This window comes from Halobacillus kuroshimensis DSM 18393, assembly GCF_000425705.1.
Lineage (GTDB): Bacteria > Bacillota > Bacilli > Bacillales > Halobacillaceae > Halobacillus > Halobacillus kuroshimensis.
This window is the reverse complement of sequence record NZ_AUDY01000008.1, coordinates 1,113,420-1,140,255: the sequence shown is the minus strand read 5'-3', so window position 1 is coordinate 1,140,255 and position 26,836 is coordinate 1,113,420. Positions and strand designations below refer to the sequence as shown.

22 protein-coding genes and 1 riboswitch are annotated in these 26,836 nt (G+C 45.7%); of the genes, 15 read left to right on the top strand and 7 right to left on the bottom strand.

Translation table 11 applies throughout. The annotated features are described in order from the left end of the window. Nucleotides 1-21: 21 nt before the first annotated feature. Nucleotides 22-1,416: a glycoside hydrolase family 113 gene (locus H615_RS21040; RefSeq protein WP_211225362.1), complete on the bottom strand. Its 1,395-nt coding sequence runs from the start codon at nt 1,414-1,416 to the stop codon at nt 22-24. Nucleotides 1,417-1,473: 57 nt separating this feature from the next. Between H615_RS21040 and H615_RS0107865 the strand changes: the two genes are divergently transcribed. Beyond that, nucleotides 1,474-2,847, top strand: coding sequence for a hypothetical protein (locus tag H615_RS0107865; protein WP_035531390.1), 1,374 nt, complete (start codon nt 1,474-1,476; stop codon nt 2,845-2,847). Between the two features lie 235 nt (nt 2,848-3,082). Further along, nucleotides 3,083-4,015 carry an oxidoreductase gene (locus tag H615_RS0107860; RefSeq protein ID WP_027954632.1) on the top strand — a complete coding sequence of 311 codons (933 nt, stop codon included), beginning with the start codon at nt 3,083-3,085 and terminating at the stop codon, nt 4,013-4,015. Nucleotides 4,016-4,345: 330 nt separating this feature from the next. On the opposite strand, the gene H615_RS0107855 is transcribed toward H615_RS0107860, so the two are convergent. Beyond that, complete coding sequence (locus H615_RS0107855) at nt 4,346-4,915, bottom strand: DJ-1/PfpI family protein (protein ID WP_027954631.1); 570 nt, start codon at nt 4,913-4,915, stop codon at nt 4,346-4,348. Between the two features lie 124 nt (nt 4,916-5,039). Then, nucleotides 5,040-6,668, bottom strand: a complete 1,629-nt coding sequence (locus H615_RS0107850) for an SLC13 family permease (protein WP_035531387.1) — start codon at nt 6,666-6,668, stop codon at nt 5,040-5,042. Nucleotides 6,669-6,862: 194 nt separating this feature from the next. Here H615_RS0107850 and H615_RS0107845 point away from each other — a divergent pair, with 194 nt between their 5' ends. The 4 genes from H615_RS0107845 (at nt 6,863) to H615_RS0107830 (ending at nt 10,758) form a co-directional block, all read left to right on the top strand. Beyond that, a complete protein-coding gene (locus tag H615_RS0107845; protein ID WP_027954629.1) occupies nt 6,863-7,957 on the top strand; it encodes a tartrate dehydrogenase in 1,095 nt (364 codons plus the stop codon). A gap of 88 nt (nt 7,958-8,045) precedes the next feature. Beyond that, nucleotides 8,046-8,786, top strand: coding sequence for a GntR family transcriptional regulator (locus tag H615_RS0107840; RefSeq protein WP_051254618.1), 741 nt, complete (start codon nt 8,046-8,048; stop codon nt 8,784-8,786). A 36-nt stretch (nt 8,787-8,822) separates the two neighbouring features. Then, entirely contained in the window at nt 8,823-9,980 is a 1,158-nt protein-coding gene (locus H615_RS21035) for a glycerate kinase family protein (protein ID WP_051254617.1), read from the top strand. A gap of 121 nt (nt 9,981-10,101) precedes the next feature. Next, nucleotides 10,102-10,758 (top strand): DUF429 domain-containing protein, encoded by a 657-nt coding sequence (locus H615_RS0107830; protein WP_027954627.1) that lies wholly within the window; start codon nt 10,102-10,104, stop codon nt 10,756-10,758. 207 nt (nt 10,759-10,965) lie between these two features. On the opposite strand, the gene H615_RS0107825 is transcribed toward H615_RS0107830, so the two are convergent. Next, nucleotides 10,966-12,246, bottom strand: a complete 1,281-nt coding sequence (locus H615_RS0107825) for a GntP family permease (RefSeq protein WP_027954626.1) — start codon at nt 12,244-12,246, stop codon at nt 10,966-10,968. Nucleotides 12,247-12,508: 262 nt separating this feature from the next. On the opposite strand from H615_RS0107825, the gene H615_RS0107820 reads away from it, so the two are divergent. Next, on the top strand, nt 12,509-13,285 hold the full coding sequence (locus tag H615_RS0107820) for a 3-hydroxybutyrate dehydrogenase (RefSeq protein ID WP_027954625.1): 777 nt from the start codon (nt 12,509-12,511) through the stop codon (nt 13,283-13,285). Nucleotides 13,286-13,389: 104 nt separating this feature from the next. On the opposite strand, the gene H615_RS0107815 is transcribed toward H615_RS0107820, so the two are convergent. Continuing rightward, on the bottom strand, nt 13,390-14,310 hold the full coding sequence (locus H615_RS0107815; protein WP_027954624.1) for a DMT family transporter: 921 nt from the start codon (nt 14,308-14,310) through the stop codon (nt 13,390-13,392). A gap of 334 nt (nt 14,311-14,644) precedes the next feature. Here H615_RS0107815 and H615_RS0107810 point away from each other — a divergent pair, with 334 nt between their 5' ends. Then, nucleotides 14,645-16,255, top strand: coding sequence for an amidohydrolase (locus H615_RS0107810; protein WP_027954623.1), 1,611 nt, complete (start codon nt 14,645-14,647; stop codon nt 16,253-16,255). A 686-nt stretch (nt 16,256-16,941) separates the two neighbouring features. Here H615_RS0107810 and H615_RS0107800 read toward each other — a convergent pair. After that, nucleotides 16,942-17,991 carry a homocysteine S-methyltransferase family protein gene (locus H615_RS0107800; protein WP_027954621.1) on the bottom strand — a complete coding sequence of 350 codons (1,050 nt, stop codon included), beginning with the start codon at nt 17,989-17,991 and terminating at the stop codon, nt 16,942-16,944. A 173-nt stretch (nt 17,992-18,164) separates the two neighbouring features. Then, a riboswitch (SAM riboswitch) is annotated at nt 18,165-18,269 on the bottom strand. A gap of 709 nt (nt 18,270-18,978) precedes the next feature. Here H615_RS0107800 and H615_RS0107790 point away from each other — a divergent pair. Continuing rightward, entirely contained in the window at nt 18,979-19,476 is a 498-nt protein-coding gene (locus H615_RS0107790) for a hypothetical protein (RefSeq protein WP_027954619.1), read from the top strand. An 88-nt stretch (nt 19,477-19,564) separates the two neighbouring features. Here H615_RS0107790 and H615_RS0107785 read toward each other — a convergent pair whose 3' ends face one another. Next, nucleotides 19,565-19,891 carry a hypothetical protein gene (locus H615_RS0107785; protein WP_027954618.1) on the bottom strand — a complete coding sequence of 109 codons (327 nt, stop codon included), beginning with the start codon at nt 19,889-19,891 and terminating at the stop codon, nt 19,565-19,567. A 542-nt stretch (nt 19,892-20,433) separates the two neighbouring features. On the opposite strand from H615_RS0107785, the gene H615_RS0107775 reads away from it, so the two are divergent. The 6 genes from H615_RS0107775 to H615_RS0107750 all read left to right on the top strand — a co-directional run bounded on the left by H615_RS0107775 (nt 20,434) and on the right by H615_RS0107750 (nt 26,756). Then, nucleotides 20,434-21,855, top strand: a complete 1,422-nt coding sequence (locus H615_RS0107775) for a sodium/glutamate symporter (protein ID WP_027954616.1) — start codon at nt 20,434-20,436, stop codon at nt 21,853-21,855. Between the two features lie 145 nt (nt 21,856-22,000). After that, nucleotides 22,001-22,903: a hypothetical protein gene (locus tag H615_RS0107770; RefSeq protein ID WP_027954615.1), complete on the top strand. Its 903-nt coding sequence runs from the start codon at nt 22,001-22,003 to the stop codon at nt 22,901-22,903. Between the two features lie 120 nt (nt 22,904-23,023). Continuing rightward, on the top strand, nt 23,024-23,242 hold the full coding sequence (locus tag H615_RS22675; RefSeq protein WP_027954614.1) for a PF20097 family protein: 219 nt from the start codon (nt 23,024-23,026) through the stop codon (nt 23,240-23,242). Nucleotides 23,243-23,444: 202 nt separating this feature from the next. Further along, nucleotides 23,445-24,392, top strand: coding sequence for a hydroxyacid dehydrogenase (locus tag H615_RS0107760; protein WP_027954613.1), 948 nt, complete (start codon nt 23,445-23,447; stop codon nt 24,390-24,392). A 220-nt stretch (nt 24,393-24,612) separates the two neighbouring features. Next, nucleotides 24,613-25,377, top strand: a complete 765-nt coding sequence (locus tag H615_RS0107755; RefSeq protein WP_027954612.1) for a TerC family protein — start codon at nt 24,613-24,615, stop codon at nt 25,375-25,377. Between the two features lie 164 nt (nt 25,378-25,541). Further along, entirely contained in the window at nt 25,542-26,756 is a 1,215-nt protein-coding gene (locus H615_RS0107750) for a NupC/NupG family nucleoside CNT transporter (RefSeq protein WP_027954611.1), read from the top strand. Nucleotides 26,757-26,836 lie beyond the last annotated feature (80 nt).

Genomic DNA, 26,836 nt, shown 5'->3' with positions numbered 1-26,836 from the left:
GAAAGCTTTTTTTTGATTAGATCAGGCCCCGTTGTCGATTAATCTCTTAATTTCATTTAAGATCTGTTGCTGGTCTTCTATCCGGTTTATTAATTCTCCTTCTCTTACAAGCCATTGTCCCCGCTCAAGCTCAAGCTCCTCAATCTGTTCCTGAAGGTGGTTCATCTCTCCTTGAAGCGTCTCCAATTCCTTACGCAGCTCTTCTAACTCCTTTTCCGAGCATGTGTCATCATAATACCAGTCATGGATGACCAGGGCGGTTTCAGGCTCTACTCTGTACGAATATTCCGGATCGTTATTTCCGATGACCCATACGGAGAAGCCGAGAAAATAGGAAAGGTCCTCCAGCATTTCTTTGTAGGCAGTCCAGCCATTCGCTTGAACGGCGGGGGATTTAACAGGAGAAACGGCTTCGTTCCAAGGAAACTTCAATCCATATTCAAGTGCTGGAATGTTAAACCCGCCAAAGTAAATATCTTTTCCGGTTACTTCATGGAACCGCTGAATTTCCTGCAGAATATTCTGCTTCCTGTTGTAAACCTCTGTGGAAGTCATGGAAGATTTAATTTGTTCGACAGATGGAACGGCCTGGTTGTTCAGTTCAAACCAGGCATCAATGGATATGAAATCAACGAGTTTCCAATAAGAGCGGTTGATTTTTGTTGTGAAGGCCTGCTGTGTCTGTGGACTCCAGGATGCTGTATACCACCAGTTTGTACGTAATACGACATTACCTCCGAGTTGGCGCCTGGTTTCCTCGATCATTGCATCCCAGTCGGCTTCCATCGATTCAAAGTTGACGAGGTTGGAGGCAATATTCAAACCCCAGACTTGGTAGGGGTTGGCGATGGTGTTAATTAAAGGATTAAGCACCGTCGTCTGCCACAACATAAACCATCGCTTTTTATCTGCGGGGTTCCATTCGGTTTCCCCGAACTGCCCTCCTTGGATGAATGGGAACGGCTCCAGCATCACTTGAATCCCTTTACCTGTCAAAACTTCAATCAATTCGACCGCTTTTTGTTTTTGAGCTTCATTGATCGTCATGGTTAATGATGTACGGCTGGGAATGTCCACATGTATCGGTACATTCACAGTGTTTAAGTTCAGCCGGAGGATATCATTTAAAATCAGCTCCGGATTAAAGTCATCCAGCACCCACAAGTTTCCCGATTTAATTTTTCCAGGCTGCACAGGGTTGTTTATATTATCCATATTAATAGTAACCTCCAGGTTATGAAAATGTCCTAGGAATAGTATATGCGCCTGCCTCTGCTCCGGCAGGGTGACAGGCCAGATGAAATGGAATAAGTAAATAGAAAACATACTGAGTTCTCTGTCATAGAGCGCTTTATAGACGTTATTTCGGAGATGCGTGACAAGTTTCCCAAAAAAATAATAGAAATAGTGATCCATATGTCATCTCCTCTCGTTAGCTGTATGAAACCAATTCAAAGAGGAGTGGATGAATCAATGACACACAAAGTAAATTGGAAGAAGACTTTTGCAGCGCTTCCGCTGTCAGCAGCTCTATTAATACCTACAGCAAGCCCGGCATTTGCCGACCATCATGGCGACCATGAAAAAATGGACAAAGTAACGGTGTCTACGCCAGCCGCCGATCTTCGTGCGACATTGGATCATTATCTTTCTGAACATGCCTATCTGGCTGTTGTAACCATGCAGAAAGGATTAGAAGGCGGAGAAGACTTTGAACAGGCAGCCGCTGCCCTGCAGGCGAATACGAAGGACCTATCCGGTGCTGTCGGATCTGTCTACGGGGAAGAAGCCGGCAGCCAGTTTGAAGACCTATGGTCCGAACACATTGGTTATTTCGTGGATTACGTAAAAGCAACAGCGGAAGATGATGAAGAAGGACGTCAGACAGCCCTTGATAATCTTGACGACTACAGACAGGACTTCTCATCCTTTATGGAATCAGCGACAGGAGAGAGATTAGAAGCCTCTGCCTTGGCTGAAGGGCTTCAAATGCACGTAGATCAACTAGTTGGAGCTTTTGACAGCTACGAGGAAGGCGATTTTGATGAAGCTTACGAAAATCTCCGTATGAGCATCGAGCATATGTACGGTGTTGGAAAAGGTTTATCCACCGCCATTACAGACCAGTTCCCGGAGAAGTTTGAAAATACAACGCCGGCCACACCTGCGGCCGATCTCCGTGCTGATTTGAACCATCTCCTTTCTGAACATGCAGCCTTGGCAGTTCTGGCTATGCAGAAAGGCGGCGACGGAGCGGAGGACTTTGAAGAAGCTGCCGAAGCTTTGAGTCATAATACAGAAGATCTATCAGCAGCTATATCCTCTGTTTACGGGGAAGAAGCGGGTGCACAGTTTGAAGAGATGTGGTCCGAGCACATCGGCTACTTTGTTGATTATGTAAAAGCGACAGGAAATGATGATGAGCAGGCGAAAGAAGAAGCATTGAAAGCTCTTGATGGGTACAGACAGGAATTCTCCAAATTCCTTGATACAGCGACCGAAGGTAAATTGATGGCTGAAAATACAGCAGAAGGTCTGCAGATGCACGTGCAGCAGCTTACTGGAGCGTTTGATAACTATGTGAACGGTGACTACGAAATGGCATATGAGCAGGTACGTGAAGCTTACGGCCATATGTACGGCGTAGGAGAAGGGTTATCCGGAGCCATTGTGCAGCAGAATCCTGATATGTTTGCCAGCGACATGCCATCTGAAATGCCGAAAACCGGCATGGGCGGTACGAGTGAAGATGGCGGGCTGAATGCCTGGATGATAGCCTTTGCTTCCATGGGTATGGCTGTTCTAGCTGCCTTCATCGGTTTCCGCCGTAAGCAGGATCAAGCATAAAAAGAACGGTTTCCAATGACGGGGTGTTCTCACCCCGCCATTGTTTTCTATAGAGGGTTTTAAAAAGGTGGTGTCTGACATGGACGCCGCCTTTTTTTGGATGTAGTTAGAATTTTTTGATAATCAAGGCGTTTTCTTTTCTTCTATATGAACTTTGTCTTATGATTTATAGTAGGAACCTTTCTCGTAAAGGCAGCTGGAAATGAAAGATGAACATACAGGAGGAGATGAAATCATGAACGTAACAGAATGGTCCGTTCCATCGATACCATCCATGGAAGGAAAAGTCGTAGTTGTGACAGGTGGGAATGGAGGGCTGGGTCTGGAAGCAGTCAAAGTCCTCGGTGAAAAAGGGGCCACAGTTATTATGGCTTCACGTTCTAAGAAACGTGGAGAAGAAGCTGCCGATCTACTGAAGAGAAAAAAGGCGGATATCATCGTAGACGTGATGGAACTGGATTTAGCAGATCTGGATTCTGTCGCTTCCTTTGCAGAACAATTCAAGGGAAAATATGACCGCCTTGATATATTGATGAATAATGCCGGGGTCATGACAACGCCTTATGGCAAAACGAAGAATGGGTTCGAGCTTCAGTTCGGAACCAACCACCTGGGTCACTTTGCTTTAACGGCCCGCTTATTTGAACGGTTAGCCGCTACTGATGGCTCCAGGGTTGTGACAATCAGCAGCAATGCCCACAAATCGGGCTCTGTGAACTTTGAAAACCTTATGTTTGAACAGGGGAAAGGATATACCCCTATGAAATCATACAGCCGCTCAAAGTTTGCTAATTTACTATTTGCCTTTGAACTGCAGCGAAGGATCGATCAGGCTGGACTGTCCATTAAATCGCTGGGGGCCCACCCCGGGGGAGCACAGACAGATCTCGCCCGTCATATTGAAGACCGCTTCTTATACAAAGCTCTGAGTGGTGTGTTGAAACGTGTCACCCAGAGTGCCTATGAAGGGGCACTTCCAGGGATCCGCGCAGCTACTGATCCGGACCTTGAGGGCGGCTGTTATCTTGGACCTTCAGGATTTATGGAGATGAAAGGAGATCCTGTTGTGGTGAAACCGAAGACGGAAACCCTCGATGTGGTGGATGCGGAGGAACTTTGGGCAGAATCTGAGCGTCTTACCGGAATTTCTTTCCCAGTCACGAAATAATAAAAGGGACACCTTTTGACGGTGTCCCTGGACTGTAGAAAAAGCACTTGTTTCTCCGTGGAGCTGTCCCTTTTTTATGGATATTCATGTTCCGCTTATCGGTGGAAGCCTGACCCAGGCACGGCCTCAGCTAACCAGCCGTGAAAAGTCACTTGACCTAATGGATTTTCGGCTCGCACTGTTCCCACAGGCGCCGATCGCTCCACGGCAGCTCAATCACAATCCGTTGTATACGAACCGTTTCTATTGGAAATGTTCTTTCATACTTAGAGGCAGACAAAGCGTGAATCTATCAAAAAGGACACCTTTTTAAGGGTGTCCTTTTTGTACTTACGTATGAACGGTTGTTTCTTTTACCTGCTTCACGAACTCTTTCATGATGTTCGGGAGATCCGGCCAGGCATGTCCGGATACGAGATTACCATCAACATAATCCATTTCATTCATATATTCGGCTCCGATACTCTCCACCTCCGGCTGACAGGCTGAGTAAGCAGTCATCTTCCTTCCCCGGACCACATCAGGGACCGTTGTCAGGACAAGACTGCCGTGGCACATGACGGCAACCGGCTTATCGTTTTCAAAAAAGTGTCGGACAATACCCGGAATTTCTTCGTTCATCCGGATGTGTTCCGGAGCACGTCCACCAGGGATGATCAGGGCATCATAATTTTCCGGTGTCACATCAGCAAAGGTGATTCCGGCTTCAATTAAGTATCCAGGCTTTTCCGTATACGTTTCCCAATCCTCGAAATCATGGATGACGGTATTCAGTTTCTTTTGATGAGGGGCGGCAATGTCAACTTGGAAACCTTCCTCCAGGCAGCGGAAATAAGGGTAGTACACTTCCAGGGCTTCAACAGCATCTCCAGTAATGATCAGCACTTTCTTTGCAGTCATTCCATACCCTCCTTGTCATGAATCAAATACAGTACGTCCATTCCCTTATTCCATGATTTGTAATCCGTTTTCCAAAAGAATAAAACAGAGGCCCTGCACAAAGCAGAGCCCCTGATTCAGGTTGTTAGTTCAGTAACCCTCCAAAAATAACAGGTACATAGAAATAGACGATGACGATAGAGAAGAGGATGCAGCTGATGTTCAGCCAGATTCCTGTTGAAGCCATTCCGCTCATTTTGATGTAACCGGTTGCGAAAACGATCGCATTCGGCGGTGCTGCTACAGGGAACATAAAAGCAAATGTTGCACCCATACAGGCGGCCACCATGAGGATGATCGGATCTGTTCCTAAGGCTGCAGCACCTGCAGCAACAATCGGATAAACCATCGTAGAGGTCGCCGTATTTGATGTGAACTCAGTCAACATAGTGATGACGGCGATGATTAATCCGACCATGAGGAAGAATGGGATGCTGCTGTAATTGACGAGCTGGCTGCCGATCCATTTATCCAGTCCGGAACTGACGATACCCGCAGCAAGAGCGAGACCACCTCCGAAAAGCCAGAGGATTCCCCATGGCAGCTTTAGGACCGTGTCCCAGTCGAGAATGCTTCCTTCTTTATTTTTGGCAGGAATTAAGAATAGCAGGACGGCTCCAAGCAGTGCGATAATCGTGTCATCAATACCAGGAATGAAGCGTTCAAGTACAAGACTCCGCGTAATCCAAGCCAGCGCTGTCAGGGAAAATACAGTCAGTACAACCTTCTCTTCGTAACTCATTTTTCCAAGCTCTTTTAATTCCTTCTTTATAATTTTTCTTCCGCCTGGAATGTTCTTGATTTTCATTGGATAGGCGACTTTAACAAGATAGAGCCAGACGAGAGGTACAAGAAGAACAACCATGGGAAGACCGAACATCATCCATCGGGCAAAGGAAATGTCAATGCCGTATAAATTATTCACCGTTGCAGCCAAAATCGTGTTGGCCGGAGCACCGATTAATGTGCCGAATCCACCGATGGTTGCTGCATACGCGGTTCCGAGCATAATGGCGGTACCAAAAGGGAAGTTTCCGGGAGTTACATCTGTGTTGTTTTTCAAGGATTCGGCTACGTGTTTCGTAACAGCCAGGCTTATTGGAACCATCATCATTGTACTGGCTGTATTGGAAATCCACATCGATAAAAAACCGGTCGCTGTCATGAAACCAAGTATAATCATATTCGGACTGCTTCCTATAAAGGCAATGATAGCTAAAGCGATTCGTTTATGAAGGTTCCATTTTTCCATTGTTAAAGCAATCATAAAACTTCCAGCGAATAAAAAGATCAGAGGATCACCATAAGAGGAGGAAACTTCACCGGTCTCCATAACTCCTGTTAACGGAAAAAGCAGCAGTGGAAGCAGGGACGTGACCGGAATCGGCAGCGCTTCTGTTACCCACCATGTAGCAATCCAGCTGATCAGACCAAGCATCTGGACCGCTTCTGCGCTCATTCCTTCCGGTTGAATCAGCGAGGTGATCAATACGTGTAAAAGGGGTCCAACAATTAATCCGATTTTCTGAGGGGGGGAATAATTCCCCGGTCGTGGAGGTTTGTCATCGACGAGTTCCTTTGATGGATTAATTTCTTCCTGTACGGCTGCATTCGAAGGAGCTTTTGCAAATACATAAGAAGTTACATTCTTTATATCCTTTCGAAGGCTGCGATCCCATTTCCATAATTGCTTCCAGACAGAATGTAAGTACATCCGTTTATCCCTTCCTTTCACCTTTTTGATAACGCTTTCATGTCTGAATCATACTTTACGTATACATTATTGTCAAACTATTTTCAAAAGTTGGGATATTTATCTTTTAAAACGAAATTCATTTGACAATAACGTATACATTAATTAATATTTAGAATAGTTAAACAAAAAACTCTTTCAGGAGGTATGTATCGATGGAAAGTAAAAAACATTTTAAACTAGCTGTAATTCCGGGTGATGGTATTGGAGAGGAAGTCATTCAAGAAGGGCTTCGTGTCGTCGATCATTTATCAAAGACTTCTAATAAGTTCACTTTTGAAAGCGATTACTTTCCTTGGGGATGTGAATATTACCTTGAACATGGAAAGATGATGGATGAGGATGGACTGGAAAGAATTAAAAATCATGATGCTATTTACTTCGGAGCTGTTGGATATCCGACCGTTCCCGATCATATAAGCCTCTGGGGACTCCGTCTGGCAATTTGTCAAGGTTTTGATCAGTGGGCCAATATTCGTCCGGTTGAGTTCCTGCCAGGTGTAGAAGGGAAATTGAATCACCCGGATAAGGAAAAATTGAACTGGGTATTAGTCAGGGAAAATACAGAAGGTGAATATTCCGGCGTTGGTGGAAGGAACTTTGCCGGCCGAGGACCTGGCAAAGAAGTGGCTGTCCAGTCTTCTATATTTACAGAGGAAGGTTGTGAACGAGTGATTCGTCATGCTTTCGAGATGGCCATGAAGAGAGACCGCAAAAAAGTGACCAGTGTCACGAAAAGTAATGCCCAGCAGTATGGCATGGTTTTATGGGACGAAGTTTTCCAGCGCGTAAGCCGGGACTATCCTGAAGTCGAAACCGATCAATGGCTTGTAGATGCGATGGCTGCACGCTTTGTACTTCATCCGCAAGAGCTCGAAGTGGTGGTCGCTTCCAACCTTCATGCTGATATATTATCCGACCTGGGCAGTGCCCTGGCTGGAAGTCTCGGAATCGCCCCGAGTGCAAATATTCATCTGGACGGCCGTTTCCCGAGCATGTTTGAATCTGTCCACGGTTCTGCCCCGGATATCGCAGGACAGGGAATCGCCAATCCCATCGGAACTATCGGCAGTGCTGCCCTAATGCTGGAGCACCTTGGACTGAAGCAGGAAGCAGACTTAATTAATGAGGCAATCCGTGCTACAACGAAAGATGGTATTTTAACAGCAGACATTGGCGGAACCAGCTCGACAAGGGAAGTGACCGACGCCATTATCTCTCATATATCATCCAAATATGCCAGCGTCTAATTCCATACAGAGTAAAAAGGGAGTGCGATCTCTTTTTACTCTCTTCTTGTTATAATGAAAGGAAGACAAAAGGCAGAGTGGTGAATTTATGAGAGAACAATCATCAGTGAATACAGAATCGCATACAAGAGTAGAGGAAATGCAGGAACGATTGGCGCCGATCATCCATCATGTGTCTGAAAAAAAACTTCCGGTCAGGGCTTATCAGATATTACGCCTGGCAATCAGAAACTTGAAGCTTCTGCCGGGTCCGACAATCCTGGAAAGAGAGATTGCAGAAGTTCTTGATATGAGCCGCACACCTGTAAGAGAAGCATTAATCCGCCTGCAGACAGAAGGGGTCGTTCACCTGATTCCTAGAAAAGGATTTGAAGTAGAACCGATATCAGCTAAAGATTTGAAAGAGATTTATGAAGTTGTAGAAATGTTGGAAGGGTTAGCCGCAGGACTTGCTGTAACGGTCATGAACGCTAACGATCTGGAGCATCTGGAAGGTCTTATTTCCCAGCAGGAACAGGCGTTGTCGAAGAATGACCTTGATGAATGGGCAAGGCTGGATAACTTGTTTCACTTTACCATTATAGAGCATGCGGGGAATAAACGACTGGCTAATGTGATTGATGTCCATGCCGATCAACTGTACCGCGCCCGTCTGCTTACGATAAATAAACGTCCGCTCCCGATGCAGTCGATTGTGGAGCACAGAGCCATAGCTGCGTGTATGAAGGCGGGTAACGCAGAAGCGGCTGAGGCCTCGATGCAGTCGCACCGGAAAAGAGCAAGGAATGAAATCCTTGAGGTGCTTGAAGAGGGGCAAGACTCCATATAAACGAAGTACGGGAGGGCATTTGGAAAGGATACGTCTATGAAATGTATAATTGCACCGGACTCTTATAAAGGTAGTTTATCTGCTGTTGAAGTAGCTCAGAGTATGGAAAGAGGCATCAAACGGGTGTTCCCGTTGTGTGAGATCCGTTCTTTTCCGCTTGCAGATGGAGGAGAGGGTACGGTTGAGTCCCTTGTGAAGAGCACGGATGGGACACTTCGAACAGATGAAGTGACAGGCCCCCTAGGTGGAAGAGTACAAGCGGCTTGGGGCATACTGGGAGACGGGCAGACGGCTGTCATAGAAATGGCCGCGGCTTCCGGTATTACACTCATTGCGGAAGAAGATTTGAATCCCTATGAAACGACGACATACGGAACAGGTGAACTGATTAGGAAAGCGTTGGACTATGGAGTGGAAAAAGTGATCCTCGGCGTAGGCGGCAGTGCAACTAATGACGGAGGTGCTGGTATGGCCGCCGCTCTTGGGGCAGAACTGCTGGATAAGGAAGGGCGTGTGCTCCCTTATGGAGGTAAGCCACTTTTGGATCTCCACGAGATCAGGACGGATCATTTGGACAAAAGGATTTTTTCTACTCAGTTCGTAACAGCCTGCGATGTCTCAAATCCATTGTGCGGACCAGAAGGAGCTTCGGCTGTTTTCAGCCCTCAAAAGGGAGCAGCGCCTGAGATGGTAGAGATTCTGGATCAGGCATTATATCATTATGGAATGCAGATTCAAAAATATCTCAATAAGGATATTATGCATGAAAAAGGTGCAGGGGCAGCCGGGGGATTGGGTGCTGGTCTGATGGCATTTTTAAATGCTGAACTAAAGCCGGGCATTGATATCGTCCTGGACAGCATTCATTTCAATGCTGAACTGGAGCAGGCAGCCTTCGTCCTTACCGGGGAAGGAAAGACTGATCGTCAGACGTTATTCGGTAAAGCTCCTATGGGCGTAGGAATGAGAGCAAAACAGTTTAACGTTCCTGTATTTTGTATTTCTGGAAGCTTGAGCGATGGATATGCCCTGCTTGAGAAGAAGGGCATTCATGCTTTTTTCAGTATTGCTCATGCGCCCTCCAATCTCGATTATTTAAGTGAACATGCTGGTCCTCTTGTTGAGGAAACCGCAAAAAACATCATGAATGTTTACAAAACGGTTTATAAAGAGAAGACCGCTTCTGCAATATGAAGCGTCTGATCCCCTTGAAGATCTCTTCCTCAGACAAAAGGAAGAGATCTTTTGTATGCGCTTCCTGTTTTTACGAAGGGATTGGAAGGTATAACAGAACCAAGGGAAAGGAGGATTTATTGTGTATTACGCAGGCATTGACTTATCAGGTCCGAGCAATCATGCCGATACGGCCGTGATAATTTTTGAGGACAGGAAACATGCTCTGATTTTCAAAGAAAAAGTCACTCCGGCCAGTGACGGGGACATTATAGATACGCTGAGCAGGCTCGCATCAGAGCAGCAGGTCGTGGTGGGGATTGATGCGCCATTGTCTTATGAGGATGGAGGCGGCGATCGCATGAGAGACCGTTCTTTACGGCAGTTCCTTATGGAAAAAGGTGGACGATCCTCTTCCATTATGACTCCGACTATGACACGGATGGTGTACCTGACTATGAGAGGAATTCGATTATCAAGAGAGCTTTCCCATTTGGGTACGCCGTATGATATACAAGTTGTTGAAGTACATCCCGGTGCAGCTATTTTGACGCGGGCAGGTGAGGCAGACCATTTTCTTTCGTACAAAAAGGACCGCTCTACACGAAGAGAAGTGCTGGATTGGTTGAGAGATCAAATGAATATGCTCCATATTCCGGAAGAATCATTGGATCATGTCCACACGTTGGACGCCTGCGCAGCTGCTCTTGCCGCATGGAGCTGGAATGATTCAGAATTGGCCTCTACTTGGATCTATCAAGCCGAACCGCCTCTGCACCCTTATGATTTCTGTTGTTAAGAACGCCCTTTCCTGAGACGGCTTTGCCAGCGTCATTACAGGACCGGCACCATCAATACGAGCGGACGTTGAACAGGAGCCGTCTCGCTTGGAAAAAACACCATGGATAGAAAGCAAGCAGGACCCGCCGAAATAATAGACGACGGGTCCTGCTTTTTTTTTAGGAATTCTTTCACAGATAAAGGAATATGGTCTTCTCAGTCTGTTTTATACAATTCCGATATAGGACATCAAAATTCCTACTACTGTTGCCACAAAAGGAATGAGCAGAGCAACGATGAAGATATCTTTATAGGAATCTTTATGGGTTAAGCCTGTAATCGCAAATACGGTCAGAAGGGCACCGTTATGCGGAAGAATGGAGGCTCCGGAAGCGATAGCTGTAATCCGGTGAAGGATTTCCGGGTTCATTCCCATCTCCATCGCCTGCTGATAGTAATCAGAGCCAAGAGCATTCAAAGTAATATTCATTCCGCCGGATGCGGAGCCGGTAATCATCGCAAGCACCTGTGTGGCTAATGCATCAGAGATGACAAGTCCGCCTTTGATGTTCAATAGCGCTTCTTTAATCGCTGGAAAAGCAGGGGAAGCCTGAACAACTGCTCCGAATCCTACGGCTGCACCTGTATTCACGACGGCAGTTACAGCACCTTTGGCTCCATCATTCAATGCTGTGATGAACTCGTGAAATGCTTTCCAATTCAAGATAATCGTTAAAATAATTCCGATGAATAAAGCAATCAGCATTTCTACGTTGAAGATGTTAATCAACAGGACTACACAAAGTAGTGGCAGGAAGGATAAAAAGACGCTGGGATCGTTCCCGGAACTTTCCGTCCCCACTTTGTTCTTCGGTTCAGTAAAGCCTTCTCCTGCTTTGGTCAGTTTGTTTGCGCGGTAGGAAAGATAAAAGTATCCGCCGACAGCCATAATCAATCCAGTGACAATACCGATGATCGGCGCGGCCATCATCGTTGTATTAAAGTATTCGGTAGGAATATAGTTCTGGACCTGAGCTGTACCGGGCAGAGCTGTCATCGTAAAGGTGAATGCACCAAGCACAATCGTACCCGGAATCACTTTCCGGCTGATATCGGCCTCTCTGAACAAGTTAAGAGCCAGAGGGTACATAACAAAGACGACTACAAACAGGCTCACACCGCCGTAAGTAAGGATGGCAGCACCTAAAAGGACCCCTAAAATCGCCCGCTCTTTTCCGACAATTCTCGATAAAAAGCTGGCTACTTTGCGGGCACTTCCTGTAACTTCCATCAGTTTTCCGAAGACAGCACCAAACAGAAAGATCGGGAAGAAGTCTCTGGCAAATGAAGCAAATCCACTCATGAAGTCAGACGTGAACGCGTCCAGAATATTCATGCCTGATAGAATCGCTACGATGGAAGCAGCAATTGGGGCAATCCATAGAATGGACCAGCCTAAATACGCCATAATCATTAAAGAAACAAGTCCAATTATGATAGCAAACATGGGATAACCTCCTTTGGTATTCGTTTTAATAGAATGATGTTTGACAAAACTCGACAATATTTTTGCAACAAGAAATATCTTACTCTCACGCTTTATAGTAATCAATAGAAATAGAAAGATAGAGAATTCATGCATTTTTCGGGGAAAAACGAATATTCCGTATAATTCGTAATGCATGAAATGGAAAAAGTTTTTGGGTACAATCGAATTTGAGTTAAAAGCAGCAGCTCATCAAGAACATACATGAGAGAGGTTGATAGACATGGTTGAAAACAAAGTTGTATTTATTACAGGAGCGGCCCAGGGTATCGGGTATCAAATCGGAAAAGTTTTTGCAGAGAACGGCGCGAAAGTCGTCTTGTCTGATATTAACGAAGAAGGTGTACAAGAGGCGGCCAAATCGCTGACCGAGCAGAATTTAACAGCTATTGGTGTAAAAGCGGATGTCACGAGTGAAGACGAAATCAATGCCGCTATTAACAAAACGGTTGAAACCTATGGCCGCATTGACGTACTTATCAATAACGCAGGGCTTCAGCACGTATCTCCTCTTGAAGAATTCCCAACAGAAAAATTCAAGCTGATGCAGGACATTATGCTGACAGCACCATTCATCGCAACGAAGGCTGTCTTCCCAATCATGAAGGAACAGGGACAGGGACGTATCCTGAACATGGCTTCCATTAACGGAGTCATCGGATTCTCTGGTAAAGCCGCTTACAATAGTGCGAAGCATGGTGTCATCGGATTGACGAAAGTGAGTGCCCTTGAAGGTGCAGAACACGGCATTACAGTAAACGCCGTAGCCCCTGGGTATGTAGATACACCACTTGTACGTGGTCAATTGAAGGATCTTGCCAAATCCCGCGGTGTAGAACTGGAAAAGGTGTTGGAGGAAGTTATTTATCCACTAGTTCCTCAAAAACGCCTGCTTCAAGTAGAGGAAATTGCAGACTACTCTATGTTCCTTGCCAGTGATAAGGCGAAGAGTGTTACTGGTCAAACCGTTCTTATTGATGGCGGGTATACAGCTCAGTAAGTAGGAGAAAATGAGTAGAATCACAAAAAAAGGAACCGTTCATTTCATGAAATGAACGGTTCCTTTTTTTGTGGAAATAGGTTGAAGCAAAGAGGCCTTCCCGGCTAATTGGCTGCTGCTCTCTCCTTTTCCGGGTTGATGGAACGGGTGTTTTTCTTCGAATCCTGTACGACAATGACAGCCGTAATGACGAGGCCGACTCCTGAGTACTGCCAAAGCGTCAACTGCTCCTGAAAAACGAGAAAACCCATAAGTGTCGCAACCACAGGCTCAATGGTAGCGATAATGGAGGCCTTGCTCGATTCTATGAAGCTCAAACCTTTCGTGTATAAAATAAACGGAAGCATCGTAGATAAGAGCCCCAGCCCCAGTACATAGAGCCATGTGGATACGGTTGAGAATAAAGAAGCCTCATTCCAAAGGCCGCTGAATGGGACGATAGCGATCGATGCGAATACAAACGTATAAAAGGTGACGGTCAGTGAATCGTAGTGCACAAGGGCAAACTTACCGAAAATGCTGTATAACGCATAAAATAATCCTGACCCAAGTCCTAGTATCAAGCCATACATGGAAATGGACTGTTCCGAATGTGGAACGATGCCAACGACGAGTGCACAGCCAAGAAAAGTAATCAAAAGAGCAGATACTTTGCGTACCGTCAACGATTCTTTAAAAATCAGTCTTGAAAGTATCGTGACAAACGCCGGGGCTGTGTAGAGAAGGATGGATGCTACAGAAATAGACGTTTCCTCAATCGCACTGAACAAGCACCAGTTAAAGAGGACGATACTGATGATCCCGGTTCCGATAAAGTATCGGCTGTCACCTGCTTTTATTTTAAAGAGGCGGCGGTCTTTTGATAATAGGTAAAATCCCAGAAGCAGGCTGGCTGATAAAACCCGGAGCGATACGACTTGGGCCGGGGTGAATCCGATATTGTACAAGTAAGTGACGTAAAAACCGATGATCCCCCATAAAGCGGCGCCTGTACCGATTGAAAAAAGAGCAGACTTTTGACTCATAGTGACTTCCTCCATACGATTTGATATATGGAATGCTATCAGAATCTGGAAGGATTGGATAGATTCTGTTCCTTCTTTTCTAAAAAAAACGGCATCTGTATGGACAATGATGTAAAGATTGCCGAGACCTACACCTGGGTTTTTGTAAGTGAATCTATGGATGATGAATGAGTAGGGAACATAAAAGAGTAGGAGCAAGGGACCCGGTGTAAAGTCTCTTTTTGGTCATTTTTTCCTCATGTTATACTGTCCTCTTCATTAATTAAGGGAAAAAATGGACATCAAACCATTAGAGCCCTTCTCACATGACCTGACTATGAGAGGAGACATGACCATGCAGACGATTTACTACGGAGGAAATATTCTTACTATGGAAGAGGAAAGTTCGATTGTCGAATCGATCTTGATCGAGGATGGATGGATTAAACGTAAGGGCGCGCTTCAGGAAATCGAGAAGGAAGCACATCCATTAGAGGTGGAAAAAGTGGATTTGAAAGGGAAAACGTTAATGCCTTCATTTATTGACCCTCACGGACACATCTCTTTTGTAGGTCCGGTTTCCCGAATGGCAGATTTGAGCGGCTGCGAAAATTTTGAAGATGTAAAGCGCGCGCTCAGACAATACATAGAGCAGCAGGAGGATGGACAAGGTGAAGTGATCATTGGGTTTGGATACGATCATACTATCCTTGAGGAGGGGCAGCATCCTACCAAGGAAATCCTGAACCAAGTCACAGATCAACCGGTATTTGTCTTTCATGCGTCGGCTCATATGGGCTGTGCCAACGACGCTCTTTTACAAAGGGCAGGTGTAGATTCCCGAACGGAGGAAGTCGAAGGTGGAACCATTGGTCGAATGGCAGACAGTATGGAACCAAACGGATATGTGGAGGAAACAAGTCTTTCGTTGATTCAGCCGTATTTACAAAAAGGAATGGAACTTGATTATTTGAAGCTGGTGGAAGAAGGTCAGGACGTTTATATACGAAATGGGATAACGACTGTCCAGGATGGAGCCGCCTCTCTGCAATTCGTCGAGTTGTGTAAAGCTTTAGCTGAAGAGGAAAGGCTGCTCATTGATGTGGTATCCTACCCGCTCATGGACACAAATCCGAATGAGATTTTTACATCAAATCCCCTTTATGCGAAACAGTATCATAAACGCTTCAAACTCGGTGGATACAAAATGTTTTTGGACGGGTCTCCCCAGGGAAAAACAGCCTGGCTTACGGAACCATATGAAGGAGAGGAAACGTATAGAGGCAGTGCCTGGTACAGTGATGAGCAGGTGAAGCAGTTTACAAAACAGGCGGTGCAAGACAATGTCCAATTGATAACCCACTGTAATGGAGATGCAGCAGCCGATCAATTGCTGAGAAGCTATAAAGGCTCTCTGGCAGAAACAGAACAACCTGAAACAAAAGCAGGGAGACCTGTTATGATCCACTGTCAGACCGTTCGTGACGATCAATTGGATGTAATGAAAGAAATCGGGATGATCCCCTCTATGTTTGTTGATCATACGTATTACTGGGGAGATGTCCACTTGAGAAACCTCGGGGAAGAGCGGGGAAACCGGATCAGTCCGGCTAAATCAGCCATAGATAAAGGTCTTCCTGTCAATTTTCACCAGGATGCCCCCGTCATTAAGCCGGATATGCTTCACACCATTTGGAGTGCGGTGAATCGAAAAACGAGGTCAGGTGTAACGATAGGGGTGGACCAACGCGTTTCTGTATGGGAAGCTCTTCAAGCCGTTACGATTCATGCCGCCTATCAATATGGAGAAGAAGAGACAAAAGGAAGCCTTCAGGCAGGGAAGCTAGCTGATTTGGTCATCCTTGATCATAGCCCGTTCCAAGTAGACCCCATGCAGATCAAGGAAATACAGATTGAAGAAACAATTAAGGAAGGACGCACCTTATACAAGAGGGAAGAAAAGTAAGGGAATCCATATGCTTTGTGAGCCTTGCCGTTTTCGTTTGAATAAAGCCGCCTGTCCAGGTAGGACAGGCGTCAGGCTGTAGAAAAATCCGTGTTATCCAGCTAGAGTTCTCCGCATGTCGTGTTGAGGGGACACGTTCCGCTTATCGGTGGATGCTTGCCGCGGGCACGGCGGCCTCACCTGACTTGGTCAAGAAAACCATTGGACCAAGTGGATCTTCGGCTCGCGCTGTTCCCACAGGCGTCACCACCGAACGCTCCTCGTGCCGACGTTAGAATATAGAGGAGAGAGATTGTGCACTAAGCAGGTTCGCAGATTCAAAAGAACGGCATCGTCTGCGCTATTGCCGCTTGCGTGGAAAAGAAAAAGAGAAAGAACAGGCGCTGATGACGGCTGTCTGCCGGAATATGACAAAGACTCTTCTCCATCCAGTAAAGGTGAGCTGGGTGAAGGAGAGTCTTTTTCGATGTTAAAGAACGCCCAAGGAGCGGTGCCCCTTCCACTCCTGCGGAAGAACGAGTGGTCCGAGATCGCCGAGCGTGGGTTTTGCGAGGAAGCTCGGGCGCTCGTCCGCGGAAAGGGAAGGGGCTTTCGCTCCTGGCGGTAAGAAAGAAAAAAGCTTGTAAAGAAACAGAGGTTTCTCTACAAGCTGTCGCCTGTCCAAGGAGGACAGGTGTTTTTTTTGCTTAAGCTTTCGTTTTATAAGATGTTATGTGATCCTGAAGGGTGTCATCACTGCCAAATAAGAAATGTTTCTTCATATCCGGAGAGTACGTAGAGTTTACTGCTGTACGTCCGACGGTTTCGGCTACTTCGCGAAGCATAGCCGGAGACGCTCCACAGCAGAGCCCCAGGTAGTTCACACCGATACTATGGGCTTCCTTAGCCCATTCCGCCAATTCATAGCGGTTCGTGTAGAGTGGGTCAAGTGATGTTGGGAACGTTGTTTCCGTTGGCAGGGTACAGGCACAGCCACCGTCCGGCAGGTTGAAGAAAGTAGGGTGCTCCTCCGTTGTCCGGTAAGGGATTGGAAGGGCTCCTACATAACCGTCCACGGTGCTGCGGATTTTCTCTACGTACGGCTGCATCGTTGCCGGACCGCGGAAACAGTTCATACCTACAACAAGCGCCCCTTTTTCTTCCAGCAAACGGCAGGCTTCTTCAACTTCATAACCGTCCCGTAGAACATTTTCCCCCATAAGACCGAAGGTGATGACAGCAGGGAGGTCCTGCTTTTGAATTTCTTCAAGAGCAATCAGAGCTTCTTCATAGTAGTAGAAGGTTTCACCGTTAACAAAATCTACACCTTCCTCTTTACACCATCCGATCATCTCTGCGAACATGCTCCTTGTTTTCTCAACAGATTCAGGATCATCCGGATTGAACAGGTTGGTATTGGAAACGTTCCCAGCGACAAGAGCTTCTTCCTCTGGATGCTCTTGAGCCACCTCTTTAGCCAGACGAACCGCCTGACGGTTCAGCGGTTCTAAAAGATCCTCTTTGCCAATGATCCTCATTTTTTCACGGTGACCATTGTAAGTGAAAGCTAAAACAACGTCGGAGCCCGCAAGCATATAGTCGCGATAGGTCTGTTTGAGTGCCTCCGGGTTATCCAGCGCTACTTCCGGTACGAAGGATCCAGCTTGTAAATAGCCCCGTCGCTCCAGTTCAAACAAGTAACCTTCTCCACAAATGACGGGTCCATCTTGTAACCTCTGCTCTAATGATCGTTTCATTTCACAACAACCTTTCCATTTAGTATTGATCAAATATATTAGAAAGCTCATCCTTCTACAGGAATATGCTGACTCACAGTTTCTGAGGGAGCTCTTTTCAACAGAAGAGGTGGTGTATATTTCCATTAAAAAAAGACCTCCTTTGATAAGGGGGCCTTCTATTTATCTAAGACTCCTTATCTTCAAGGCAGTAAGACTGCCTTCTGGATTTAGCACCGTGCCAATGGCTGGTTGCTGAGGTATCAAAGGGCCAGTCCCTACACCTCTCTGGATAAGTTCGTATGTAGTTTTTAAAGCAGTTGATCCGTTTGATCAACGTTTATCCTTTCGCTTGCGTTTTACAATACAGGAAAATATAGTGAGAATCAATAGAATTTTCGGAAAAAATCTACCTGTATTAAAAAATCGTGAAAGAAGGCTGCTCCGTTTCGACGATGATGGGAAAATGACCATAGACTTATAGAAGGAGGGATATTCTTCATTATGAAACTTTATACAAGTCAATTCGTAGTCCATGAAAGAAGTTTCTAATGGAATAGTAAATAGGCAAGGGCTCCATTGTAACCGGAATGGTTTTTCGTCTTAAGGATTGCGTTAGGAAGTGAGTAATGAGTGGAGATTAGTAGAATGAACGTTTACGTTTATGCTTTAGGAACCTTGGCAGACTGGGGAATTGACTGTGTAACCGCTGGGTTGAGCTCAGGTGCAGTGCTTTAAGAGAAGATGGGAGGAGGTTTCGCTTCAGGTGGCAGGGGCAGGAAAAGAAAGGATTACGGCAAAGGGAGGGGTGAGGCGTACACCTTATATAACGACGGATGAGATCTCCTTTTATCCTCCACTTAAGCATTTAGACGTTTGCTCAGAAAGAACCTTGGAAGCATGGTATAAGGATTTCGACACAGGTGTTACAAATGAATGGAAACTTTGGAGAAATAGATTCAATTGAAGTGATGAAAGTGATTTCTCAAGGTGTGATAGGAGGAGAGCATGTACAAAGCATTCCATTTTCTATTCATCATTCTTATCTTTATTGTGTATCATGTCGTATCATTCGGAGATACTCCCGCTCCTTTTGGGGTAGGCGTCAAAGAGTTGGGGGATCAGACAATGAGGGTCGAAGAATATAATTGGAAAGGAGACACCGTTCATCAGACTGTTATAAGCTGGAAATCGCAGGAGGAAAAGCCGGAAGAACTGACGTATCTCTGGGTGAATGAAAAACAATTAAGGCAAATGTATGCGGCCCTCATATCTTGTATTCTGCTATTGTTCTATTTCCCTCTATCTAAGCTCATAAGTTTGAAATCCACCATAAAAGAGAGGGATCCCAGGCTGACTCCTTTTTGGAAAGGAGTTTTATTTATACTGGGTACAGGCATCTATACAGCCGTATTGATCAATGGCATTGTGCATTATCAAGAGCTGTTGGATGAAGCCACTCGCTTATTAGCTGAACTGGAACCACTGATGCATCAGGACGAATGAAAGGATTTCATAATACATTACACAAAAAAGGGAGCACTACAAAAGTGTCTCCCTTTTCTTTGTTCAATGACAGGGTCGATCCATTCGTTTACTCCGCCGTCTTGTTAACCTTGGTGATCTGCATAGGCTCCTCCTGCAGTGGAAGTCCTTTTTCGACACTTCCTACATCACATAGAGGAATGAAACTGGTTGTCCCAGGTACAAGTAGATCATCAATTTCAAGAACATAGTCTTCCAGTCCTCGATACCTGCCGACAAAAATCCCTGCTCCTTCTTCTACGAAAAAAGTGATTCCTATCGTATCTCCGCAGCGGAAACGGGTGGAGATGACATTAGCTAGTCCAGTAACACAGCAGCTGCAGGTGATCACATCCACATCGGAATGACAATCCTTTTTACACGGTTTATGGTTCATACTATACACCTCCTAAACATCAAGATAGTTCATTCTATGACAGGATATGAACTATGGTATAGATGTATATCACAGTCTTTAAAAAGATAGAGAAGAAGATGGATTTTCTATTATTTTTACTAAGGCAGCCGGAATTGTGACAGACCGAATTATACATGTAGGTAAGGCATTCCCCATTCGATAATGAAACGTAAACCTCGTTCTTTGCGGAAGTTACCCATGGTCGAAGTTCATTTCGTTTTCAATTCGGCTTTTGTTGATGGATTGTATAAGGCCATAACCCCCTCAGAATCCACAGCTCCAAAAAATCATCGTTTTCGTTCAGGAATAGTGCCTGTCATCAGGTTCAGGAAAGAGGATGATTTCCATAGAGGGGATCGGTTGGGATCCAGGATAGGAGGTATAAGAAAGAAAGACTTTTCAATGGAAATGATTGAAAAGTCTTTCTTTTTTCATAAGCGTTTAAAACTCTTTTTTCAGCGGGAATCGGGGGAAAAGGTTATTCATGAATTGAAGTTTAAAAACAGCGGGGTGATGGGATAATGAGTCCGGAACAAATAGGTTTTGCGCTATTATACATTGGTGTATTTCTTATCATCGGGAAGATTATCAGAGTAAAAGTGAAAATATTTCAGGATCTCTTTTTGCCGGCATCGATTATCGGCGGCTTTATTGCTTTATTATTAGGGCCGCAGGTGCTTGGTAAAATTGCATCTCTATTTGTATCAGAAGGGCATTTCTTAACGAACGGGATTATGACAGATACGATTATCCAGGTTTGGTCAGCCCTTCCAGGGTTAATGATTAACGTAGTTTTTGCTTCTCTCTTCTTGGGAGCGGCTATGCCTAAATTGAAAGATGTCTGGACATACGGCGGCCCACAGCTTGCTTTCGGCTGGGCCGTAGGGTGGGGACAGTATGTGATCGGTTTGTTAGTCGTACTGCTGATTCTAACACCCTTTTTCGATATTCCAGCGATGGCCGGTGCTCTTATTGAAGTGGCTTTTGAAGGAGGACACGGTACAGCGGCGGGAATGGCAAGTACATTCGAAGAGCTTGGTTTTTCAGAAGCCTTCGATTTAGCGATCGGCCTGGCCACCGTGGGTGTTTTATCAGGTGTCATCTTCGGTATTATTCTGATTAACTGGGCGGTCCGGAACAACAAGACCGAGGTCATCAAAGATGCTCATGGATTTTCTGAACTGCGGAAGAGTGGGATCATGGAATATCAGAATCGTGAACCTGCCGGGAAAATGACGCTCCGCCCTGAATCCATCGAGCCGTTATCCTTCCACCTCTCCATCATTATGGTCGCCATTCTGATCGGCTGGGGTATTTTACAGGGACTGATCGGACTTGAAAGCATTACGATTGCCAATTGGACAGGATCGAGCTTCATGACATACATTCCATTGTTTCCGGTTGCTATGTTCGGCGGCATTATCATTCAGATTTTCTTTAACAAAAATGATAAATACAACTTGATTGATCGGAGAATGGTGAACCGCATTCAGGGGCTGGCTCTGGACTTGTTAATTATCTCAGCCATCGCAACGGTTTCCCTGGAAGTGATCGGGGACTATCTTGTGCCTTTCTTAATTTTGGCTGTGGCCGGGATTTCCTGGAACCTCTTCAGCTTTATTTTCCTTGCTCCCAAGATCATTCCAAATTACTGGTTTGAACGTGGAATCGGAGATTTTGGTCAATCCATGGGTGTGACGGCAACGGGCCTTCTATTGATGCGTATCGTCGATCCGGACAACGAGTCCCCGGCATTTGAAGCTTTCGGCTATAAGCAGCTCGTTTATGAACCATTTTTAGGAGGTGGCCTCGTCACCGCACTTTCTGTCCCATTCATTGCCGGGGTCGGTCCGTGGGCAGGACTCATTCTCGCTTTATGCATGACGGCCCTGGGTATATTGGTCGGCATTTTCCATTTTGGGAAACAAAAGAATCAAGAGTAGACAAGGAAGCTGCTTAAACGCAGCTTCTTTTTTTCGTCAACAACGTTTGATCCGTTCTAAAATAAGGAATCATTTACTAAATTTTGAAACTGGATGCCCCTGGTGTTCGTAGAGTCAGGAAAGAAGGAGAGGTGGAGGTGGTTTCATGATCAAAAAGGTTTCCATTGTCTTTGCTGTTCTTTTTTTTACTGCAGGATGCACATCTTCACAGTCTTCTTTGGACCATGAAGAAAATAACACAACGAAAGATGATGTATCGAAAGTGCTCACGCAGCTGTTCACAGGACCGGGAGAAGAGGTTAAGGAGTTGTATGAAGAAGGCAGTTATGAAAAGGTTCATGCCTATTATACGGAGCAGTTCGCACCCTATTTAACGGAGGATTATATGGATCAGGCGATGCAGACGAATCTGCTTACAAGGTATCACCAACAAGCGTACAGCAGCGAAGTGAAGATGGAAGTGGAAAATAAAGACATCCAGCAAAGCGACGTTGAAACAGGTTATATTTTTGATTACCAGGTGAATGTAGATAATGGCGAAACGGCTGATGTTCGTGGGAGAGTAAACACAAATGAAGATGGGGAAATCACTCGGATCTATTTTACGGAGGGCCAGGCATTGAGTCATGCTCTTGATACCGTAGAAAAAACATCGGACGGATTATATGAGTATGACTATTCAAGTCTGGAGACCCGTTCTTCTGATGAATCGTTTCAGCCCCAATTTCCTCGAGTGATGCCTTATGAGGTGGATGGTGTCGAAATAAAAGCTGGAACAAAGGAAGATAAAGATACTCTTTTAACGTTTATTTTTCATGGTGAGTCAGGAGAATCCATGACATTGACCACGATGAAAGAGGGAGGCCTTCCATTGGAGGGCATGGAAACGGAAGAGGTTGCTGTTGGTGATGGTACAGGAAAGTATGCCGTGGATAACAACACAAAATATTTGAAATGGACGGCAGATTCTATCACCTATAAACTCGAAAGTCGTCTGGAGCAGTTATCTATAGATACCCTCGTTGTAGTAGCGGAGTCTTTTGAATAAGTGGAAGGTGCATCCTGATCTTTTTATAACGCTCATGTCTATTTATGTGGAGGTTAAAGCGTTTATAACCATAAGAGTCCGCTGTTTCCTTCCAAGCATTAAAGAGGTGGTGCTGAAAAAATGAACAAGGACAACATGCTATGCCCTGACTGTGGCCGTAAACTCAAAGCGGGATACATATTCTCTCCGCGGAAGATTTGCTGGTCAGAATCGCCTGATTCGATGGTTATGGATTTTGGCAGTGAGGTTCTGGTAGAAAGTGCTCTTCTTAAAGTAAGGAAGATTCCAGCTCACAGGTGTGAAGTCTGTCAAAAGGTGATATTCGGATATGAGCAGTAGAAATGATGGAGATGAACGGATTTTAAAAAGTCATCCTGAGAAAGAGGTGTAAAGGAAGGAACCTTGGATCGACGCAGTCTTTCCCTGACTGCTGGTTGGTCACCTTGATTGATTATTTTTCAAATTCGACAAACCATACGACATCCTTTGTCCCTTCTCCAACAAAATGGTTTAATGAAAGAAAGGAAAGGGTGGGAGAACTGTGAATATTCTCATAAGTGAAGTAATATGGCCGGAGGGCGTGGAGATTCTTGAGAATCAGGGTCACAAAGTAACATACGATAAAGAATGGTATAAGAACAGAAGAGAGCTGCTGGAGCATCTTCGGGACGCTGATGCGTTGATTGTGCGGAACCAGACCCAGGTGGATGAGGAGCTGCTGAGCCATGCACCAAATCTTAAGGTCATCGGCCGACTGGGCGTAGGTTTGGATAATATTGAACGGAACGAAGCGGAAAACCGTGGGATTTCTGTCATCTCAGCTAAAAACGCGAATGCCGTTTCCGTGGCGGAGTATGTGATGCAGGCAGTTCTCAGCGCCGGTCGCCCTCTTCATGAGGCCCACAAGAGTGTGACTGAAGGCAAGTGGGAAAGAAAGGTACATACCGGATTTGAAATAAGTGGAAAAACGCTCGGGTTCATTGGTCTGGGGGAGATTTCCCACAGGACAGCAAAACGGGCTAAGGCTTTCGGCATGAATGTGATCGGCTATGATCCTTTTCGTACTGAATATGATTATATGATTGACGAAACAGGTGTTGTTAAAAAAGAATGGGAAGACGTACTGAGGACGTCCGATTTTCTTTCCATTCACGTGCCATTAAATGCGGCTACGAAAAACCTTGTGGACAGAGAAGCCTTACAGATGATGAAACCTTCTGCCTGGGTCATCAATACCGCGAGGGGCGGCATTGTCGATGAAACTGCTCTGGCTGACACCTTACATGAAGGGCGTTTGGCAGGTGCTTTTCTCGATGTGTTGGAAAATGAACCTGCCCAACCTGAAAACCCTATCCTCCATGCACCGGGCGTTAGGCTGACTCCTCACATCGCCGGTTTAACAGAGGAATCGCAGAAGAGGATTTCTGTAATGATTGCGGCCGAAGTGAATAAGGAACTTCAAGGCACCCCTTCTTTGTGCCGTGTATAGTATTTAAGCTGTATTGACCACTTCTCTATCCTTCTGCTATAGTTTTACTAGTTATAAAGGGGAGTAGCTTTAACAGTAAAGTCATCATGACAGAGTTTCCGCTCTCGGCTTTATTGGCGGCATACATGCTGCTGGCAGGACCTTTACCAATCAGGGTAAGGGTCTTTTTGTGTGCTTCTGTAAATGATACAGAAGCCTTTATCAGGAAGGGGAATAATACATGGAATCTATTTGGATTGAATACGGGTGGACCCTGTTAATTTTAATCGGCCTTGAAGGTTTGTTATCTGCGGATAATGCCCTTGTTCTCGCCGTGATAGCTAAACATCTGCCGGAGGACCAGAAAAAACGAGCCATCAATTATGGAATTATCGGAGCTTTTATTTTCCGTTTCAGTGCTTTATTTGCTATATCATTCATCGCCAGTGTATGGCAGGTGCAGGCTCTTGGTGCCGCCTACCTGATCTACCTTGGTTTGAAAAATATTTTATCGAGGGATAGTGACGATGAAGAAACAGCACAGGAAGGGAAAGGAAAGGGCTTCTGGCCGACGGTCGTGAAAATCGGGTTTGCCGATTTGGTTTTCGCTATCGACTCCATCCTTGCAGCTGTGGCCCTGGCTCTTGCGCTTCCAGATTCACCGCTGCCAGTGATCGGAGGCATGGACGGTGGTCAATTTATCGTGGTTATAACAGCAGGTATTGCCGGTTTGGTTTTGATTAAATTCGCTGCTTCCTGGTTCGTGAAGCTTTTAGAAACACGTCCAAGTTTGGAGACGACGGCTTATCTAATTGTTGCCTGGGTCGGGGTGAAACTTGCTGTCATAACGTTATCCCATAAGGATGTCGGTATACTGGATGAACATTTCGCTCATGGTCTTGGGTGGACAGTGATCTTCTGGACCATTTTACTTGGTGTCGCTATCGGTGGCTGGTTCCTGTCCGGTCGTGACCTGAACAAAGCGTACGAAAAAAAGGCTTCTTAATGAGAATGGATCCCATAGAAGGGGTCCATTTTTTGCATTATCGGACAATTCTTACTTGTTATAAACCTATTGCGGCCCTTTTTTTCAACTGGTATCATTTATCCTTTAGTTCGAAACGGCAGCACATGAAACAGTGGATGAAAAGGAAGAGGGGTTTCAACATGATAAATATCTTGTGGGGGTTAGGCGGCGTGAGTATCGTCTTCATTCTGGCCCTGCTATTTTCAACAAATAGAAAAGCGATTCGCTGGAGAACTGTTGGCGCAGGTCTTCTGCTCCAAGTTTCTTTTGCCTTCCTGGTTTTTGCAACCAGTGGAGGGCAGAAACTTCTCGGAGCCATGTCCTCCGGAGTAAGTAAGCTGATCGGATACACAGAGGAAGGAATCGGTTTCCTTTACGGCCCGCTGATCAATCAGGAAGGGATGGGGATGCTGTTCGCCTTTCAAGTCCTGCCGACGATCATCTTCTTCAGTTCCTTGATTGCTGTATTGTATCACCTTGGCATTATGCAGATTGTGATAAAGCTGATCGGAGGATTCCTGTCTAAAGTTCTTGGCACGACGAAGGTGGAAAGCATCAATGCTGCAGGGAATATTTTTGTCGGACAGACAGAGGCTCCGTTATTGATCCGTCCATTTATATCCAAAATTTCCAAATCGGAATTATTTGCTGTTATGACTGGTGGATTTACATCTATAGCCGGGTCAACGCTTGTAGGATATACACTTCTGGGCATTAACGTAGAGTACCTGCTGGCCGCTTCTTTTATGGCTGCACCCGCGGCCCTTGTGATGGCTAAATTGTTTCTTCCAGAGACTGAGCCGCGTTCAGAAGAGTTCTCCGATATCAACCCGGAAGACAGCGATACGTCGAACGTATTCGATGCTGTGGCAAACGGAGCGGTGACCGGTTTACGGCTGGCCTTGAATATCGGAGCGATTCTGCTCTCGTTCATTGCCCTTCTGGCCCTGTTGAACGGGATGGTCAGCTGGATCGGTGGTTTGCTCGGCTTTACGATTACCATCCAGCAGCTGCTTGGATATGTGCTGGCTCCTCTGGCTTTTGTGATTGGTGTCCCATGGGAAGAAGCTGTTAGAGCAGCTGGATTTATTGGGGAGAAAATCATGGCCAATGAATTTGTTGCGTTTTCCAGTCTTGGCGAAGCTAAAAATGAATTAAGTGCGAAGGCAGAGATTGTGACGACCTTTGCATTAACGGGCTTTGGCAGCCTGTCTGGTATCGGCGTACAGATCGGCGCCCTTGGCGGTCTTGCTCCTGACAGGAGGAAGGACGTAGCCAGCCTTGGTCTTAAAGCTGTTGTTGCCGCAACGCTGGCCAATTTCCTGTCAGCCAGCATTGCTGGAATGTTTCTTTTGTAAAACGAAAGCACCTGAGATCCTCGGGTGTTTTTTTGTGCGCTCTGTTCGAACATCCGTACGTTTATTTTTTTATGGAAAAG

What these genes read in the sequence shown, in the direction of transcription:
- H615_RS21040 (WP_211225362.1), bottom strand. Translation starts at nt 1,416, where the DNA reads ATGGATCACTATTTCTATTATTTTTTTGGGAAACTTGTCACGCATCTC.
- H615_RS0107865 (WP_035531390.1), top strand. Translation starts at nt 1,474, where the DNA reads ATGACACACAAAGTAAATTGGAAGAAGACTTTTGCAGCGCTTCCGCTG.
- H615_RS0107860 (WP_027954632.1), top strand. Translation starts at nt 3,083, where the DNA reads ATGAACGTAACAGAATGGTCCGTTCCATCGATACCATCCATGGAAGGA.
- H615_RS0107855 (WP_027954631.1), bottom strand. Translation starts at nt 4,915, where the DNA reads ATGACTGCAAAGAAAGTGCTGATCATTACTGGAGATGCTGTTGAAGCC.
- H615_RS0107850 (WP_035531387.1), bottom strand. Translation starts at nt 6,668, where the DNA reads ATGTACTTACATTCTGTCTGGAAGCAATTATGGAAATGGGATCGCAGC.
- H615_RS0107845 (WP_027954629.1), top strand. Translation starts at nt 6,863, where the DNA reads ATGGAAAGTAAAAAACATTTTAAACTAGCTGTAATTCCGGGTGATGGT.
- H615_RS0107840 (WP_051254618.1), top strand. Translation starts at nt 8,046, where the DNA reads ATGAGAGAACAATCATCAGTGAATACAGAATCGCATACAAGAGTAGAG.
- H615_RS21035 (WP_051254617.1), top strand. Translation starts at nt 8,823, where the DNA reads ATGAAATGTATAATTGCACCGGACTCTTATAAAGGTAGTTTATCTGCT.
- H615_RS0107825 (WP_027954626.1), bottom strand. Translation starts at nt 12,246, where the DNA reads ATGTTTGCTATCATAATTGGACTTGTTTCTTTAATGATTATGGCGTAT.
- H615_RS0107820 (WP_027954625.1), top strand. Translation starts at nt 12,509, where the DNA reads ATGGTTGAAAACAAAGTTGTATTTATTACAGGAGCGGCCCAGGGTATC.
- H615_RS0107815 (WP_027954624.1), bottom strand. Translation starts at nt 14,310, where the DNA reads ATGAGTCAAAAGTCTGCTCTTTTTTCAATCGGTACAGGCGCCGCTTTA.
- H615_RS0107810 (WP_027954623.1), top strand. Translation starts at nt 14,645, where the DNA reads ATGCAGACGATTTACTACGGAGGAAATATTCTTACTATGGAAGAGGAA.
- H615_RS0107800 (WP_027954621.1), bottom strand. Translation starts at nt 17,991, where the DNA reads ATGAAACGATCATTAGAGCAGAGGTTACAAGATGGACCCGTCATTTGT.
- H615_RS0107790 (WP_027954619.1), top strand. Translation starts at nt 18,979, where the DNA reads ATGTACAAAGCATTCCATTTTCTATTCATCATTCTTATCTTTATTGTG.
- H615_RS0107785 (WP_027954618.1), bottom strand. Translation starts at nt 19,891, where the DNA reads ATGAACCATAAACCGTGTAAAAAGGATTGTCATTCCGATGTGGATGTG.
- H615_RS0107775 (WP_027954616.1), top strand. Translation starts at nt 20,434, where the DNA reads ATGAGTCCGGAACAAATAGGTTTTGCGCTATTATACATTGGTGTATTT.
- H615_RS0107770 (WP_027954615.1), top strand. Translation starts at nt 22,001, where the DNA reads ATGATCAAAAAGGTTTCCATTGTCTTTGCTGTTCTTTTTTTTACTGCA.
- H615_RS22675 (WP_027954614.1), top strand. Translation starts at nt 23,024, where the DNA reads ATGAACAAGGACAACATGCTATGCCCTGACTGTGGCCGTAAACTCAAA.
- H615_RS0107755 (WP_027954612.1), top strand. Translation starts at nt 24,613, where the DNA reads ATGGAATCTATTTGGATTGAATACGGGTGGACCCTGTTAATTTTAATC.